We start from the raw sequence: 14,370 nt of genomic DNA, 5'->3' as shown, positions 1-14,370 counted from the left end.
GGTCCCAAATCGCCACCTCCACCTGCGGTGATCCGAACTGTCGAGATGGTGGACGGGCGGTGGTAGACATACGGCCATGGCCAATGACACGAGCGCCCACCAGCCGTCCCGGGCGGAGGAGGAGGTCGTCGACCTCGTCTCCCGCCTCATCCGGTTCGACACCTCCAACACCGGCGAACCCACCACCACCCGCGGCGAACGCGAGTGCGCCGAATGGGTGGCCTCCGTGCTCGAGGAGGTCGGCTACGAGACCACCTACGTCGAATCCGGAGCGCCGGGCCGCGGCAACGTCTTCGCGCGGCTTCCCGGCTCCGACCCGAGCCGCGGTGCCCTCATGCTCCACGGCCACCTCGACGTCGTGCCGGCCGAAGCCGCGGACTGGAGTGTGCACCCGTTCTCCGGGGCCGTCGAGAACGGTTACGTGTGGGGACGCGGCGCGGTCGACATGAAGGACATGGTCGGGATGATGATCGCCGTCGCCCGCTACTTCAAGGTCGAGAACATCGTGCCCCCGCGCGATCTGGTGTTCGCCTTCGTCGCCGACGAGGAGGCCGGAGGCAAGTTCGGTTCGCAGTGGCTGGTCGAGCACCGGCCCGAGCTGTTCGAGGGCGTCACCGAGGCCGTGGGGGAGGTCGGCGGATTCTCCCTGACCGTGCCGCGCCCCGACGGCACCGAACGTCGCCTGTACATGGTCGAGACGGCCGAGAAGGGCATGCGCTGGATGCGCCTGACCGCAACGGGTGTCGCCGGGCACGGCTCGTTCCTCCACGAGGACAACGCCGTCACCGTCCTCTCCCGCGCGGTGGCCCGGCTCGGATCACACACCTTCCCGCTGGTCGTCAACGATTCCGTCGCCGAGTTCCTCTCCGTCGTGAGCGAGGAGACCGGCCTGGACTTCGACCCGGCCTCGCCCGATCTCGAAGGGGCGTTGGCCAAGCTCGGGTCGATCGCCCGCATCGTGGGCGCGACCCTGCGCGACACCGCGAACCCCACGATGCTCGACGCCGGGTACAAGGCAAACGTCATCCCGCGCACCGCGCACGCCGTCGTCGACTGCCGCATCCTGCCGGGCCGGCTCACCGAGTTCGAACGCACCGTCGACGAGCTGATCGGCCCCAACGTCACCAGGGAGTGGATCACCGGTCTCGAGCCGTACGAGACCACCTTCGACGGCGACCTCGTCGACGCGATGAACGCGGCGATCCTCGCGCACGACCCGATCGGCCGGACGGTGCCGTACATGCTCTCGGCCGGCACCGACGCCAAGGCGTTCGCCAAGCTCGGTATCCGCTGCTTCGGTTTCGCGCCGCTGCAGTTGCCGCCCGATCTGGACTTCGCTGCGCTGTTCCACGGTGTCGACGAGCGTGTCCCCGTCGAGGCACTGCGCTTCGGCACCCGGGTCATGGAACACTTCCTCATGCACGCCTAGAACACACGAAACGTCACGAAAGGACCGGAATGGCTTTCGATTACGACCCGTACAAGTTCCTGCCCGAGCTGCCCACCTTCGAGGTGACCAGCGCGGACTTCGCCGAGGGCGAGGAATGGAAACTCCCGCAGGCCAGCGGTGCGTTCGGAATCCCCGGGGGCGGCGACGTCTCCCCGCAGCTGTCCTGGTCGGGTTTCCCCGCCGAGACGAAGAGCTTCGTCGTCACGGTGTTCGATCCGGACGCCCCCACGGCGTCGGGTTTCTGGCACTGGGCCGTCGCGAACATCCCGGCCTCGGTCACAGAACTGCCGACGGGTGCGGGTAGCGCCGACTCGGACGCTCTTCCGGAGCAGGCCGTCACGCTGCGCCACGACGGCGGAGCCCACGGGTTCATCGGTGCCGCTCCGCCGGCTGGACACGGCCACCATCGCTACATCGTCGCGGTGCACGCACTCGACGTCGAGGTGCTCGAGGGTGTCACGCCCGAGTCGAGCCCGGCCTTCCTCGGCTTCAACGTCTTCGGGCACGCCATCGCCCGCGGTCTGCTGACCGGCACCTATGAGGTGCGCTGACAGGTCGTGACGGACGGGGCCCGGGTCGTACTCGACCCGGGCCCCGTCCGTTGCAGGTCAGACCCGTGCCGTGGCGCCTACCGCGTCGGCGATGGAGCGGTAGCCGTGCGCGCGCAGCTTGCGGGCGATGCCGCGGTTGATGCGCCGCGCCCAGAACGGACCGCCGTAGATGAAGCCGGTGTAGCCCTGGACCAGCGACGCGCCGGCGAGAATGCGTTCGAACGCCTGCTCCGGGGTTTCGATGCCGCCCACCGAGACCAGGGTGAGTCGATCGCCGACCCGCACGCGCAGTCGGCGCAGCACCTCGAGGGAGCGCTCGGCGACCGGGGCGCCCGACAGGCCGCCCGCGCCGATCTCCTCGACACGGCTCTGCGGGGTGTTCAACCCGTCGCGGCGGATGGTGGTGTTGGTGGCGACGATGCCGGCGAGCCCGAGTTCGAGTGCCAGGTCGGCCACGGCGTCGACGTCCTCGTCGGACAGGTCGGGGGCGATCTTCACCAGCACCGGCACGGTGACGGTGTCCAGCACCGCGGCGAGGATCGGGCGCAGCGACTCGACGGCCTGCAGATCCCGCAGGCCGGGGGTGTTGGGGGAGGAGACGTTGACGACCACGAAATCGGCGAGCGGACCGAGCAGTCGCGCGCTCTCGGTGTAGTCCTCGGCGGCCTGCTCGGCCGGCACGACCTTCGTCTTGCCGATGTTCGCGCCGATGGGGACGGTGCGGCGGCGCTGACGCAGCCGGTTGGCGGCCTCCCCGGCACCGTGGTTGTTGAAGCCCATCCGGTTCACGATCGCCCGGTCCTCGGGGAGGCGGAACAGTCGCGGCTGCGGATTGCCCGGCTGCGCCTGGGCGGTGACGGTGCCGATCTCGGCGAACCCGAATCCGAGCGGCCCCCACACGTCGACACCGGTCGCGTCCTTGTCGAAACCGGCCGCCAGACCCACCGGCGTGGGGAACTGCACGCCGAAGACGGTGTTGCGGAGGATGGGGTCGTCGGTGACGAGCACTTTCGCCACCAGGGCGCGCAGCGGCCCGAAGCGAGTCGACCAGCGCATCGCGAGGAAGGCGAGGTGGTGGGCTCGTTCCGGCGGCAACAGGAACATGAGCCGAAGAAGATAGCGGTACACGAACTACTCCCTGCAAGCCCGGTCCACGACGGTCCGGGATCTGTTATCAACCAACGGTGGGTTCGGGGACGTGATGGGCGGTCTTGCGGCGGCGCAGCAGCACCCGCCGGCTCCCGTCCGGATACAGACGCACCCGGGTGAGTTCCCAGCCGTGGAATTCGGCGGAGATCGCCAGACGCATCGACGCGCTCACCCGGGACACGTCCCGGGGCAGCTTGAGCGGCACGTATTCGTATTCGTCGTTGCTGGTGTCCCAACCGACGGGCATCCGGGTGAGCCGGCCGAGTCGCTCGTTCGCCATCACTGTCCTTCGATCGGGATCCGTTGCAGTCCGTCACCGGTTGCCGACGCGATCACCAGTGCCGCATCGGCCGGATCGACGGCGATCGAATTCGGTTGCCGCACCGTTGCGAAGCGGTGGCGTTCTCGCGGGATCCCGGTCGAAAGATCGTAGCCCACGACCTCGTTGCTGCCGGTCAGAGTCACCCAGATCAGGTCCCGCGTCTCGTCGTAGGTCACAGCGTACGGGGCGGGGCCGACGGGATAACGCTGCCGCAGGACGATCGCGTCGAGGGTGTAGACGAGCAGTTCGTCGCCGGTGGTGTCGGTGACCACCACGCGTCCGAAGGGGTCGGTGGTCAGCTGCGTCGCACCTTCTCCGGCACGCAGCGCGGGCCCGAGATGGGCGTCGGCGAGGTCGAGTTCGGTGAGGGAGGTCTGCCGGCGGTCGAGCGCCGCGACGGCGTCACCGGTGACCGCGAGGGCGTCGACGGAGGCGAGGCCCCCGACGGTGGTGGCCACCTCGCCGGATTCGGGGTCGACGACGAGCACCCGGCCGTCGTCGGTGCCGACGGCCCAGCGGCCGTCGGACAGCACGGCCGCCGACGCGGCATTGCCGTCGACCGGGACCTCGGTGATGGTGCCGTCGGCGGCGTCGATGCGCAGCACGGCCCCGGACACGGGCGCGAGCACACTGCCCTCGGGGCCGGTCACGACGGTCGCGGCGGACGATGGCAGGTCCACCAGGCGCGGTTCCGCCCCGGCACCGTCGAACACCGTGTCGTCGAACAACGCGAGTCGTGCGCCGTCGTCGACGAGCGCGGCGAAGGTGCCTGTGGACGGTTCGACGACCAGCGCGTCGACCTGCAGGTCGAGCGGACGGACGTCGCCGGCAGGGGAGGGGCCGACCTCGGGGGCGGCCGCGGGAGTGGCGGGTTCGATGGTCTGCAGCACGTCCGGGGTGCTCTCCGACGAGCAGCCGGCCAGCACGACCATCGCGATCGCGCCCACCATCGTGACCGCTCGGATCCCCGCTCTGCCCATCGTTGCTCCTCGTCCTCGGATTCGATTCGCACCTGCCGGACGCGCTCCGGCGCCCGGCGCGCCGACCTTCAGTGTTCCTGATGCCGGTCGCGGGGAAGAAATCAGTGGGTCGTCCGACGGGCCGGATGTGACCTGCTGCTCAGGTCTGCGCCGACGCGGACCTGTCGCGGTTCGGTCGTCGCGGCAACACGAGCGGGGTACCGGTCTCGGGGTGGCGGCCGATCGCCACCGGGTACTGGTAGACGCGGCCGAGCAGCTCTTCGGTGAGGACGTCGCCGGGTGCGCCGTCGGCGACGATGCGGCCCTGTTCGAGCACACAGATGCGGTCGGCGTAGGCGGCGGCGAGGCCGAGATCGTGCAGTACGACCACCACGGCGTGCCCGTGGTCGGCGCGGGCCCGCACGACCTGCATGACCGCCTCCTGATGGCCGAGGTCCAGTGCCGCGGTGGGTTCGTCGAGCAGCAGTGTCTCGGTGTCCTGGGCCAGCACCCGCGCGAGCGCCACCCGGGCGCGTTCGCCGCCTGACAGCGCGGGGAACGGCCGGTCGGCGAGATGGGTGACGTCGCAGGTTGCGAATGCCTCGGCGACGATGCGATCGTCGTCGTCCTGCCGGGGGGTGCGCGTCCACGCGGCCCGTCCCATCCGCACGACCTGCCGGGCGGTGAACGGGAAACCGACCGTGTGCTGCTGCGGCAGCACCGCACGGCGACGCGCCAGCGCGAGCGACGACCACTGCTCGAGGGGGCGGCCCTCGATCTCGACGGTGCCACCGCTGATCGGATGATCGCCGGACAACGCCGCGAGCAGGGTGGACTTACCCGCCCCGTTGGGGCCGACCAGCGCGACGACCTCGCCGGTGCGCACCTCGAAGTCGAGACCGTGCAGGATCTCCCGCTCGCCGCGCCGCAGTCGCACACCCACCGCGCGCATCGTCGCGGTGCCGGGCGCCGAGCGGGCCGGGACGGCGGTCGCCGGGGATCCCAGGGAGCGGGGGAGCAGCCTCATGCCCATCCGCCTTGCTTCGCTCGGGTGCGGCGGAGCATCAGGAAGAAGACCGGACCGCCGATGAGGGCGGTGATCATGCCGAGCGGTAGGTCTGCGTTCTCGACCAGCGTGCGCGCCGCGAGATCGGCGGCGAGCAGGACGACCGCGCCGGCAAGCACACTCGCCACGACGAGCACCCGGTGGGCGGGGCCGAGCGCCAGGCGCATCAGGTGTGGCACGACCAGTCCGACGAACATGATGATGCCGGTGAAGGCGGTGGCGCCGCTGACCAGCACGGCGACCGCCAGGATCGACAGTTGCCGCACGCGTTCGACGTCCACACCCAGATGCCGGGCGACGCTCTCACCGAGCGCCAGCAGGTCGAGTTTCGGGGCGAGCAGCACCGCGACGAGCACCCCGGCGAGGGTCAGCGGGGCGACCACCGCGACGATGTCCCAGGTGGCGCCGCCGAGACTGCCGAGTTGCCAGAACACGATCTGGTCGCGGGCGGCGGGACTGGCGACGAAGGTGAAGAACGCGATGAGCCCGCCGGCGACGGCGTTGACGGCGACGCCGGTGAGGATCACCGTGACCACCTCCGTGCGTCCGTTCGATCGGGACAGCACATAGACCAGCACGGTGGTGATCAGACCGGAGACGAGTGCGGCGCCGGCCAGCGCCCAGCCGGCGGTGAAGGCGCCGCCGAGCACGATCACCGCGGACGCGCCGACGGCGGCGCCGGAGGACACGCCGATCACGCCGGGTTCGGCGAGCGGATTGGCGAAGATGCCCTGCAGCAGCGCCCCGGAACAGCCGAGGGCGGCACCGACGAGCATCGCGAGCACCACGCGCGGGAAGCGCACCTCCCACAGGGTCACCTCCCCGGCGGGGTGCGCGGGCACCGGGCCGAGGTCCAGCCCCATGCGGTGCAGCAGACTGCCGACCACCTCGGCCGGACTCGTGGGCACCTGGCCGAGGCACGTCGACGCGACGGCCAGGGCGAGCAGGGCGACGACGAGACCGACGAGGACGACGGTGGTGCGTCCCCGTCCGGCCTTCCGCAGTGCCCGTTCGGGCAGACCGGTCGCTTCGGTGACGTCTTCGCTCACGGACATCCGGCGATCACGCCCGGTCCGACGGGTAGAACGCCTCCACCAAAGCGGCCAGGACCTTGCCGGTCTGCGGGCCGAAGCTGAGCAGGGTCGAATCGTCCATGTCCACGATGGTGCCCGTCTTCCCGGCCGGGGTCTGGGCGACCCCCGGGAGCTGCGCGAGCCCGTCCGGTCCGCCCACCGAGTCGAGGCTGTGCGTCATCACCAGGATGATGTCGGGCGCCGAGGCGATCATCGCCTCGCTGGTGATGGGCACGAACTGCGAGTCCAGGCCGGCGAGGATGCCGGCGTCGCGACCACCGGCCGCTGCGACGAGCGCATCGGCTCCCGAGCCGGGGCCGCCGAGCATCTTGATCGCCGCACCGCGCAGATAGAGGAAGGCGACCGTGGGTTCGGGATGATCAACGGGGATCGAGTCCTTCGCCGCGGCGATCTCGTCGAGCGTCCGCTGCGCGAGCGCCGCTCCGGCTTCGGGGACGCCGAGCGCGGCCGCGACCGCCTCGATGTCGTCGGCGACGGTGTCGAGGGAGCGTTCCGGGTCGACGAACACCACCGGCACGCCGGTCGCGCGGATCTGTTCCTGCACCGCCGGCGGACCGATCGAGGTGTCGGTGAGTACGACGGTCGGGTTCAGCGCGAGAATCGCCTCGGCGTTGAGACCGTGCCCGCCGGGCGTGACGTTGGGGACGTCCTCGATCGCGGGGAAGGACGCGGTGGAGCGGCCGACGAGCTTGTCGCCGAGACCGAGCGAGTACACGGTCTGCGCGAGGGTACCGGAGCGGTCGGCCACCACGATCCGGGAGATGTCGGTGATCGTGGTCTCGACCCCGTCCACGCCGCGCACCGTGGCCGGTAGCACGGGATCCGGGTCGGTGGTGATCGGCTCGGGTTCGGAGTCGACGACGGCGGTGCGCGGACCGGTCGCGATGTCGGTGGCGGTCGTACCGTCGGTGGTGGGGGCGCTGCACGCGGCGACGACGAGGACACCCAGCACCGCGATCAGCGCGACCGGGAGGCGGAGGAGGGAACGGTACATCGGTCAGGCACGCACCCGGTAACGGTCGATGTCCCGCGCGAGGTCGGCGAACAGGGCACCGTTGAGTCCGTACACCAGGTTCGCCTCGTCGATGACGGTCTGCTGCTGGTCGCCGTCGAGCGGTGCGGCGTCGAGCTTCGCGCGGTAGGCATCCTTGAACGGTTTGGGCTTCGGGATCTGATCGAAGATGTAGAAGCGCAGGCCGTCGCGTTCGTAGCCGTAGGCGCGTTCGAGCATGCGGCGGATGATCTGACCACCGGACAGGTCGCCGAGATAACGCAGATAGTGATGCGCGAGGAAGGCTTCCGGGGACACCGCCGCGACCTGCTCGAGCCGGTCGACGTAGGCGACGGTCGCGGGCAGCGGCGCGATGCGCTCGCGCCAGTCCGAGCCGACGAGGAAGTCGAGGTCGGCTTCGAGCGCGGCGGTGCGGAGCAGTTCGTCGCTGAGGAAAGGACCGGCGATCGGGTCGTCGGTGTAGCCACGGCCGATCCGCTCGAGGCTGTCGTAGACGAACCAGGTCTGCGCGATGAGCGCGGCGTGGGCTTCGGTCGACAACTTGCCGCCGAGCAGTTCCGAGACGAACACCGAGTTCTCGGTGTCGCTGTGGGCCTGCTGGGTCTCGAGCCGGATGCGCTCGGCGAATCCGACGACTTCGGTCGCGGCCATCGACCGACCTCCCTCACATTGCCTGAACCGAATGTACTCGGCAGGCTAGCCTAACCTTCCGGAAAAAGGCAGGGTGCGGGCGGTGTCGCCGGGATCACGCGCTCACGTCGTCGAGCGCCGCGGCGATCGCCGGCGGCAACGCCAACTCCTCCGCGACCAGCACTCCGGTCAGCTGCGCGAGATCCCGGGCACCCACGAGTGTCGAGGCGACGTGCGGCCGGTCGCGCACCCACGCCAGCGCGACGGTCAGCGGCGAGGTGCCGAGACCGTCGGCGGCCGTGGCGACCGCGTCGACCACGCGCACCGCGGATTCGGTGAGATAGCGGCGCACTTCCTCGGTGTGCACGTCGTCGGCGCCGCGCGAATCCGCCGGCACCCCCGACCGGTACTTACCGGTGAGCACACCGCCGGCGAGCGGCACGGCCGCGAACACACCCACGCCGTGGTGGGCCGCGGCGGGGATCAACTCCTCCTCGACGCCGCGGGCGAGTAGGGAGTACTCGACCTGCGTGCTGATCAGCGGCGCCGGGCGCCGGGCCGCGGCCGCGGCGGTCGCGAGCTGCCAGCCGAGATAGCCGCGCACCCCGACGTATCGCACGCGCCCGCTGGTGACGGCGAATTCGAGGGCGTCCATCACCTCGTCGACGGGGGTGTGCGGATCCCACGTCGCAACCTGCCACACGTCGAGGTGGTCGGTGCCGAGTTCACGCAGGGTCGCGTCGAGCTGGTTGAGCAGGCCCGAGCGGGAGCAGTCCACCCGGCCGGAACCGAGTGTGGAGGTGTCGATGCCGGAGCTGCCCGAGAGCACCAGCTGGTCGCGGGGCACCACGTCGTCGAGCAGTTCGGCGAGGATCCGTTGCGCGACCCCGTCCCCGTAGGCGGGGGAGGTGTCGACGAGCGTGCCGCCCACATCGACGAAGGCCGACAACTGGGCTGCGGCCTCGTCGCCGTCCGTTCCGCGACCCCACGTCAAGGTGCCCAGGCCGAGCCGTGAAACCCGCAGGCCGCTCGCACCGACTGTCCTGTATTCCATAACCGTCCGCGTTTCCTCCCGACACGACGGGACGTCGCCGCGCTCGGCCACGACCCTGGTACTGCACCCTAATGCGCGACAGGCGCGCGGCAGCGTCCGGCGCGCCGACCGGTCGGCTTCCACGTACCCTTCGGCGAGTGAGAACCGCTCCCTGCATCCGAGACCGCCGATCCGTCCCCACCGCCTTCGTGCCGGGGGTCGCCGCATGATCGGCGAATCGATGACCTGGCTGCAGACGATCGTCCTCGGCATCGTGCAGGGCCTCACCGAGTTCCTGCCGATCTCCTCGTCCGGTCACCTGCGGATCGTGTCGGAGATCTTCTTCGGAGAGGACGCCGGTGCGTCCTTCACCGCGGTCACCCAGCTCGGCACCGAGGCCGCCGTGCTGGTGTTCTTCGCCGGCGACATCTGGCGGATCCTGCGCGCGTGGTTCCGCGGCCTGTTCCACAAGGAGCACCGCGCCGACCACGATTACAAGATGGGCTGGTACGTCATCCTCGGCACCATCCCGATCGGCATCCTCGGTGTGCTGTTCAAGGACGACATCCGCACCGTCGCCCGCAATCTGTGGCTCGTCGCCACCATGCTCATCCTGTTCTCGATCGTCATCGCGGCCGCCGAGTACTTCGGCAAGCAGCGGCGCGACGTCAGTCAGCTCACCCTCAAGGACGGTCTGGTCATGGGTTCGGCGCAGGCGCTGGCCCTGATCCCCGGTGTGTCCCGCTCCGGCGGCACGATCTCCGCCGGTCTGTTCCTCGGACTCACCCGCGAGGCCGCCGCCCGCTATTCGTTCCTCCTTGCCATTCCCGCCGTCGTGGCCTCCGGTCTGTTCAGCCTGCCCGACGCCTTCGAACCGGCGGGGGAAGGGCTCAATGCGTCGGGGGCGCAGCTGCTCGTCGCGACCGTGATCGCCTTCGCGGTCGGCTACGCGGCGATCGCCTGGTTGTTGCGCTTCGTCGTCAACCACTCGATGTACTGGTTCGTCGGCTACCGCGTGATCCTCGGCGTGATCGTGCTCGGACTGCTCGCGACCGGCGTGGTCTCCGCCACCTGAGAGGCTGCCGGCAGGCGGTACCTCTAGGCTGGGCGCATGACGGTCATCCTGCTGCGGCACGGACGGTCGACGGCGAACACCTCGCACATGTTGGCCGGTCGTTCCCCCGGTGTCGAACTCGACGAGGTCGGCCACGTCCAGGCGAAGAATCTCGTCACCCGGTTCGCCGGGCTCGAGATCACCGAGATCGTGCGGTCACCGCTGCTGCGGTGCCGGCAGACGGTGCAGCCGCTGGCGACCGATCGCGGACTCGAACCGGTCGTCGACGAGCGGCTCGCCGAGGTCGACTACGGGCAGTGGACCGGACGCGAACTGAAGGAACTGGTCAAGGAACCGCTGTGGGCGGTCGTGCAGCAGCACGCCTCCGCAGCGGTCTTCCCGGACGGTGAAGGGCTCGCGCAGGTGCAGTCCCGCGCGGTGGCCGCGATCCGCGAACACGACCGGCGCCTGCGCGACGCGCACGGCAAGGACGTCGTGTGGATCGCGTGCAGCCACGGCGACGTCATCAAGTCGATCCTCGCCGACGCGCTCGCGACGCATCTCGACAGCTTCCAGCGGATCGTCGTCGAGCCGGCGTCGATCAGCGTCGTCCGCTACACCGACACCCGGCCGTTCGTGCTGCGCGTGAACGACACCGGTTCGGACCTGTCCGGACTCGCCGGGCCGTCCGAACCGAAGTCCGTGCCCGGCGGCGAGGTCCCCGGCGCGGTCGAGGAACCCGGCGACCCACCGCAGGGGCACCGGCAGGAGACGGCACGCGGATAATGGCAGTGTCCGTCATGGCAGAGTGTGGGGACTCGAGGAGGTGTGATGGCCCGCGCGATACACGTGTTTCGAACACCTGATCGGTTCATCGCCGGCACTGTCGGTGAACCGGGCGACCGGGTGTTCTACCTGCAGGCCGTGCACGAGTCCCGTGTGGTGAGCGTGCTTCTGGAGAAGCAGCAGGTGCAGATCCTGGCCGACCGGATGGGGCTGTTGCTCGAAGAGGTGCAGCGCCGCTTCGGCACCGTGATCCCCGACGATACCGAGGTCGACGTCAGCCCGTTGGTGACACCGATCGAGGCCGAGTTCCGGGTCGGCACCATGGGTCTGGGTTGGGACGCCGACGCCGGATCGGTGGTGGTGGAGCTGCTCGCGGTCACCGACACCGAACTCGACGAATCGGTGGTGCTCGACGACACCGAGGAAGGTCCCGACGCGGTGCGGGTATTCCTCACCCCGGTGCAGGCCCGCGAATTCGCGGCCCGCTCCGAACTCGTCGTCTCGGCCGGGCGCGCGCCGTGCCCGCTGTGCGGCGAACCGATCGGCGCCGACGGACACATCTGCGTCCGCACCAACGGTTACCTGCGTACCCCCGGATTCGATCCGGCCGCGTGGTTCGGCGAGGAAGAAAGCTGACCGCGTGACGGCGCCGGACGTGCGGAGCGTGCTGACCGACGGCGACCTCGACGTCGTCGGGCAGATCGCGCACGCGAGCAACGCGACCCTCGTGTGCGACGCGCAGCTCGGCGACACCGAGGTGCGGTGCGTCTACAAACCCGTCCGCGGGGAGCGGCCGTTGTGGGACTTCCCTCACGGCACCCTCGCCGGACGCGAGGTTGCCTCGTACCTGATCTCCGAGGCGCTCGGCTGGGACGTCATCCCGCTCACCGTGCTGCGCGACGGCCCGTACGGCCCCGGCATGGTGCAGCGCTGGATCGACACCGTCGACACCGCGCAGGGCGGAACGGAACGCCTGGATCTGGTGGACCTGTGCCCGGCCGGCGCGGTCGCGCACGGGTGGCTGCCGATCCTGCGTGCCCGCGATCTGGACGGCGCCGAGGTGGTGCTCGTCCACGCCGACGATCCGCGCCTGCAGCGCATGGCGGTGCTCGACGTCGTCCTCAACAACGCCGACCGCAAGGGCGGCCACGTCCTCGAAGGTCTCGACGGACACGTCTACGGTGTCGATCACGGCATCTGTCTGCACCAGGACGACAAGCTGCGCACCGTGCTGTGGGGGTGGAGCGGCGACCCGGTCGACCCGGTCCTGCTCGCCGATCTCGACAAGCTGCTGCGCCGGTTCGACGGCGGCTTCGCGGAGGAACTGTGCGAGCACATCACCGCCACCGAGGTGCATGCCCTGCAGCGCCGGATCACCCGCGTGCTCGAACACCCCGTGATGCCGCATCCGCGCGGCGACCGGCGCATTCCCTGGCCCGCCTTCTGAGGCCCCGGCCGTTCGCCTGCCGCACGCCCGGGTGCCCGCGCGGAGCACTCCTCCGGCTCCATTAGGCTCGTAGTCATGCAATCTTGGTCCGACGTCGCGATCCCGTCCGTCCCCGGTCAGGGGCCTCCGTTGCGGTTGTTCGACACCGCGGACCGAGCGGTGCGTCCGGTCACCCCGGGCGACACCGCGACGATGTACGTGTGCGGCATCACCCCCTACGACGCCACGCACCTCGGCCACGCCGCCACCTACCTGACCTTCGATCTGGTCAACCGCATCTGGCGCGACGCCGGCCACGACGTCCACTACGTGCAGAACGTCACCGACGTCGACGACCCGCTGTTCGAACGCGCCGAGCGCGACGGTGAGGACTGGGTCGTCCTCGGCATGCGCGAGACCGCCCTGTTCCGCGAGGACATGGAGGCGCTGCGCGTGCTGCCCCCGCGCGACTACATCGGTGCCGTCGAATCGGTGAACGAGGTCATCGAACTCGTCGAGAAGCTCGTCGCCTCCGGTGCCGCCTACATCGTCGACGACGCCGAGTACCCGGATGTCTACTTCCGGACCGACGCTACCGAGCAGTTCGGCTACGAGTCCGGCTACGACCACGACACGATGATGCGGTTCTTCGCCGAGCGCGGCGGCGACCCGGAGCGTCCCGGCAAGCGCGATCCGCTCGATGCGCTGCTGTGGCGTGCGCAGCGTCCCGGCGAACCGGCCTGGCCGTCGCCCTTCGGTGACGGACGCCCCGGCTGGCACATCGAGTGCGCGGCCATCGCCCTCAACCGCATCGGCTCCGGCTTCGACGTGCAGGGCGGCGGCAGCGACCTGATCTTCCCGCACCACGAGTACTCCGCCGCGCACGCCGAAGCCGTCACCGGCGACCGGCGTTTCGCCCGGCACTACGTGCACACCGGCATGATCGGTCTCGACGGCGAGAAGATGTCGAAGTCGCGCGGCAATCTGGTGTTCGTCTCCAAGCTGCGTGGTGAGGGTGTCGACCCCGCCGCCATCCGTCTGGGTCTGCTGTCGGGTCACTACCGCGTCGACCGTCCGTGGACGTCCGAGGTCCTCGGCGCCGCCGAGGCGCGACTGGCGTTGTGGAAGCAGGCGGCCGCGCTGCCGTCGGCGGCGTCGGCCGAGGACACCGTTGCGCGCCTGCGCCAGCACCTCGCCGACGACCTCGACACCCCCAAGGCCCTCGACGCACTGGACGGGTGGGCGCGCTTCGCGGTCGAGCGCGGCGGCGACGACGCTGCGGCACCGGGCCTGTTCGCCGACGCCGTCGACGCGCTGCTCGGTGTGAATCTGCGCTGAATCCCGGTTCGTGAGTGCACATCTCGTCGCTGTGCTTCGGCGTGTCGCGACGAGATGTGCACGCGCGACCTGAAAGTGCGATCAGCTCGGCGGCGCGAAGAATTCGAGCGCGATGTTGTCGGGATCGCGGAACGACAACCCGGAACCGTACGAGGCGTTCTTGATGTCCCCGTGTGGGATACCCAGACTGTCGAGCCGGTCGCGCCACTTCTCGAGTTCGTCGGCCGTGCAACCGAACGCGATGTGGTCGAGCCCGGTGTTCCGTTCGTCGAAGGACGTCTGCGCCGGCGAACCGGAGTGGGTGTGCAGGCCGAACAGGGTGCCGCCGTCGAGTGCGAAGACCGCGTGGTGGAAGGTGCCGGATTCGTCGTCCTCGTCGAGGACGGGTGTGGCGTCGAAGAGGTTCGAGTACCACGCGGTGCTCGCAGCCAGATCCGAGACGGTGACGGCGACGTGGGTGAGTGCGGGAAAAACCATGACAGTCTCCTCCGTTCGAAGCC

Annotated in this window: 16 protein-coding genes; 7 read left to right on the top strand and 9 right to left on the bottom strand. The window is 70.0% G+C overall.

Features of this window, described 5'->3' with window-relative positions; genetic code table 11:
- Positions 1-76 precede the first annotated feature (76 nt).
- Positions 77-1,429 (top strand): M20/M25/M40 family metallo-hydrolase, encoded by a 1,353-nt coding sequence (locus B9C99_RS21570; RefSeq protein WP_088899296.1) that lies wholly within the window; start codon positions 77-79, stop codon positions 1,427-1,429.
- Between the two features lie 29 nt (positions 1,430-1,458).
- On the top strand, positions 1,459-2,001 hold the full coding sequence (locus tag B9C99_RS21565; protein ID WP_016693102.1) for a YbhB/YbcL family Raf kinase inhibitor-like protein: 543 nt from the start codon (positions 1,459-1,461) through the stop codon (positions 1,999-2,001).
- Positions 2,002-2,058: 57 nt separating this feature from the next.
- Here the strand turns inward: B9C99_RS21565 and B9C99_RS21560 are convergent, their stop codons facing one another.
- The 8 genes from B9C99_RS21560 to B9C99_RS21525 form a co-directional block, all read right to left on the bottom strand.
- On the bottom strand, positions 2,059-3,129 hold the full coding sequence (locus B9C99_RS21560) for a quinone-dependent dihydroorotate dehydrogenase (RefSeq protein WP_026061325.1): 1,071 nt from the start codon (positions 3,127-3,129) through the stop codon (positions 2,059-2,061).
- A gap of 46 nt (positions 3,130-3,175) precedes the next feature.
- On the bottom strand, positions 3,176-3,430 hold the full coding sequence (locus tag B9C99_RS21555) for a DUF5703 family protein (RefSeq protein ID WP_006551956.1): 255 nt from the start codon (positions 3,428-3,430) through the stop codon (positions 3,176-3,178).
- Positions 3,430-4,452, bottom strand: coding sequence for a hypothetical protein (locus tag B9C99_RS21550; RefSeq protein WP_088899295.1), 1,023 nt, complete (start codon positions 4,450-4,452; stop codon positions 3,430-3,432). Before B9C99_RS21550 ends, B9C99_RS21555 begins: the two co-directional genes overlap by 1 nt.
- A gap of 139 nt (positions 4,453-4,591) precedes the next feature.
- The gene (locus B9C99_RS21545) at positions 4,592-5,458 is read right to left on the bottom strand and encodes a heme ABC transporter ATP-binding protein (RefSeq protein WP_237451181.1); all 867 of its coding nucleotides are present in this window, start codon (positions 5,456-5,458) and stop codon (positions 4,592-4,594) included.
- Complete coding sequence (locus B9C99_RS21540) at positions 5,455-6,552, bottom strand: iron ABC transporter permease (protein WP_088899293.1); 1,098 nt, start codon at positions 6,550-6,552, stop codon at positions 5,455-5,457. Before B9C99_RS21540 ends, B9C99_RS21545 begins: the two co-directional genes overlap by 4 nt.
- A gap of 7 nt (positions 6,553-6,559) precedes the next feature.
- Positions 6,560-7,585 carry a hemin ABC transporter substrate-binding protein gene (locus B9C99_RS21535; RefSeq protein ID WP_088899292.1) on the bottom strand — a complete coding sequence of 342 codons (1,026 nt, stop codon included), beginning with the start codon at positions 7,583-7,585 and terminating at the stop codon, positions 6,560-6,562.
- Positions 7,586-7,588: 3 nt separating this feature from the next.
- Positions 7,589-8,254 carry a heme oxygenase (biliverdin-producing) gene (locus B9C99_RS21530; RefSeq protein WP_088899291.1) on the bottom strand — a complete coding sequence of 222 codons (666 nt, stop codon included), beginning with the start codon at positions 8,252-8,254 and terminating at the stop codon, positions 7,589-7,591.
- Positions 8,255-8,348: 94 nt separating this feature from the next.
- Positions 8,349-9,287: an aldo/keto reductase gene (locus B9C99_RS21525; protein WP_088899290.1), complete on the bottom strand. Its 939-nt coding sequence runs from the start codon at positions 9,285-9,287 to the stop codon at positions 8,349-8,351.
- A gap of 208 nt (positions 9,288-9,495) precedes the next feature.
- Between B9C99_RS21525 and B9C99_RS21520 the strand changes: the two genes are divergently transcribed.
- The 5 genes from B9C99_RS21520 (at position 9,496) to mshC (ending at position 13,870) form a co-directional block, all read left to right on the top strand.
- Positions 9,496-10,341 (top strand): undecaprenyl-diphosphate phosphatase, encoded by an 846-nt coding sequence (locus B9C99_RS21520; RefSeq protein WP_172415048.1) that lies wholly within the window; start codon positions 9,496-9,498, stop codon positions 10,339-10,341.
- Positions 10,342-10,377: 36 nt separating this feature from the next.
- Entirely contained in the window at positions 10,378-11,106 is a 729-nt protein-coding gene (locus B9C99_RS21515; RefSeq protein WP_088899288.1) for a histidine phosphatase family protein, read from the top strand.
- Positions 11,107-11,151: 45 nt separating this feature from the next.
- Positions 11,152-11,742, top strand: coding sequence for a DUF3090 domain-containing protein (locus B9C99_RS21510; RefSeq protein WP_088899287.1), 591 nt, complete (start codon positions 11,152-11,154; stop codon positions 11,740-11,742).
- Positions 11,743-11,746: 4 nt separating this feature from the next.
- A complete protein-coding gene (locus B9C99_RS21505; protein ID WP_088899286.1) occupies positions 11,747-12,553 on the top strand; it encodes an SCO1664 family protein in 807 nt (268 codons plus the stop codon).
- 75 nt (positions 12,554-12,628) lie between these two features.
- A complete protein-coding gene (mshC, locus tag B9C99_RS21500; protein ID WP_088899285.1) occupies positions 12,629-13,870 on the top strand; it encodes a cysteine--1-D-myo-inosityl 2-amino-2-deoxy-alpha-D-glucopyranoside ligase in 1,242 nt (413 codons plus the stop codon).
- Between the two features lie 81 nt (positions 13,871-13,951).
- Here mshC and B9C99_RS21495 read toward each other — a convergent pair whose 3' ends face one another.
- Complete coding sequence (locus tag B9C99_RS21495; RefSeq protein ID WP_016691418.1) at positions 13,952-14,347, bottom strand: VOC family protein; 396 nt, start codon at positions 14,345-14,347, stop codon at positions 13,952-13,954.
- Between the last annotated feature and the right edge of the window lie 23 nt (positions 14,348-14,370).

The organism is Rhodococcus sp. BUPNP1, from assembly GCF_002215235.1.
In the GTDB taxonomy this organism is placed as follows: Bacteria; Actinomycetota; Actinomycetes; order Mycobacteriales; family Mycobacteriaceae; genus Rhodococcus.
This window is presented reverse-complemented; position numbering and strand designations above follow the sequence as displayed.

Excerpts from the sequence above, each read along its gene's own strand:
- B9C99_RS21570 (WP_088899296.1), top strand. The coding sequence starts at position 77 with ATGGCCAATGACACGAGCGCCCACCAGCCGTCCCGGGCGGAGGAGGAG.
- B9C99_RS21565 (WP_016693102.1), top strand. The coding sequence starts at position 1,459 with ATGGCTTTCGATTACGACCCGTACAAGTTCCTGCCCGAGCTGCCCACC.
- B9C99_RS21555 (WP_006551956.1), bottom strand. The coding sequence starts at position 3,430 with ATGGCGAACGAGCGACTCGGCCGGCTCACCCGGATGCCCGTCGGTTGG.
- B9C99_RS21550 (WP_088899295.1), bottom strand. The coding sequence starts at position 4,452 with ATGGGCAGAGCGGGGATCCGAGCGGTCACGATGGTGGGCGCGATCGCG.
- B9C99_RS21545 (WP_237451181.1), bottom strand. The coding sequence starts at position 5,458 with ATGAGGCTGCTCCCCCGCTCCCTGGGATCCCCGGCGACCGCCGTCCCG.
- B9C99_RS21540 (WP_088899293.1), bottom strand. The coding sequence starts at position 6,552 with ATGTCCGTGAGCGAAGACGTCACCGAAGCGACCGGTCTGCCCGAACGG.
- B9C99_RS21535 (WP_088899292.1), bottom strand. The coding sequence starts at position 7,585 with ATGTACCGTTCCCTCCTCCGCCTCCCGGTCGCGCTGATCGCGGTGCTG.
- B9C99_RS21530 (WP_088899291.1), bottom strand. The coding sequence starts at position 8,254 with ATGGCCGCGACCGAAGTCGTCGGATTCGCCGAGCGCATCCGGCTCGAG.
- B9C99_RS21525 (WP_088899290.1), bottom strand. The coding sequence starts at position 9,287 with ATGGAATACAGGACAGTCGGTGCGAGCGGCCTGCGGGTTTCACGGCTC.
- B9C99_RS21515 (WP_088899288.1), top strand. The coding sequence starts at position 10,378 with ATGACGGTCATCCTGCTGCGGCACGGACGGTCGACGGCGAACACCTCG.
- B9C99_RS21510 (WP_088899287.1), top strand. The coding sequence starts at position 11,152 with ATGGCCCGCGCGATACACGTGTTTCGAACACCTGATCGGTTCATCGCC.
- mshC (WP_088899285.1), top strand. The coding sequence starts at position 12,629 with ATGCAATCTTGGTCCGACGTCGCGATCCCGTCCGTCCCCGGTCAGGGG.
- B9C99_RS21495 (WP_016691418.1), bottom strand. The coding sequence starts at position 14,347 with ATGGTTTTTCCCGCACTCACCCACGTCGCCGTCACCGTCTCGGATCTG.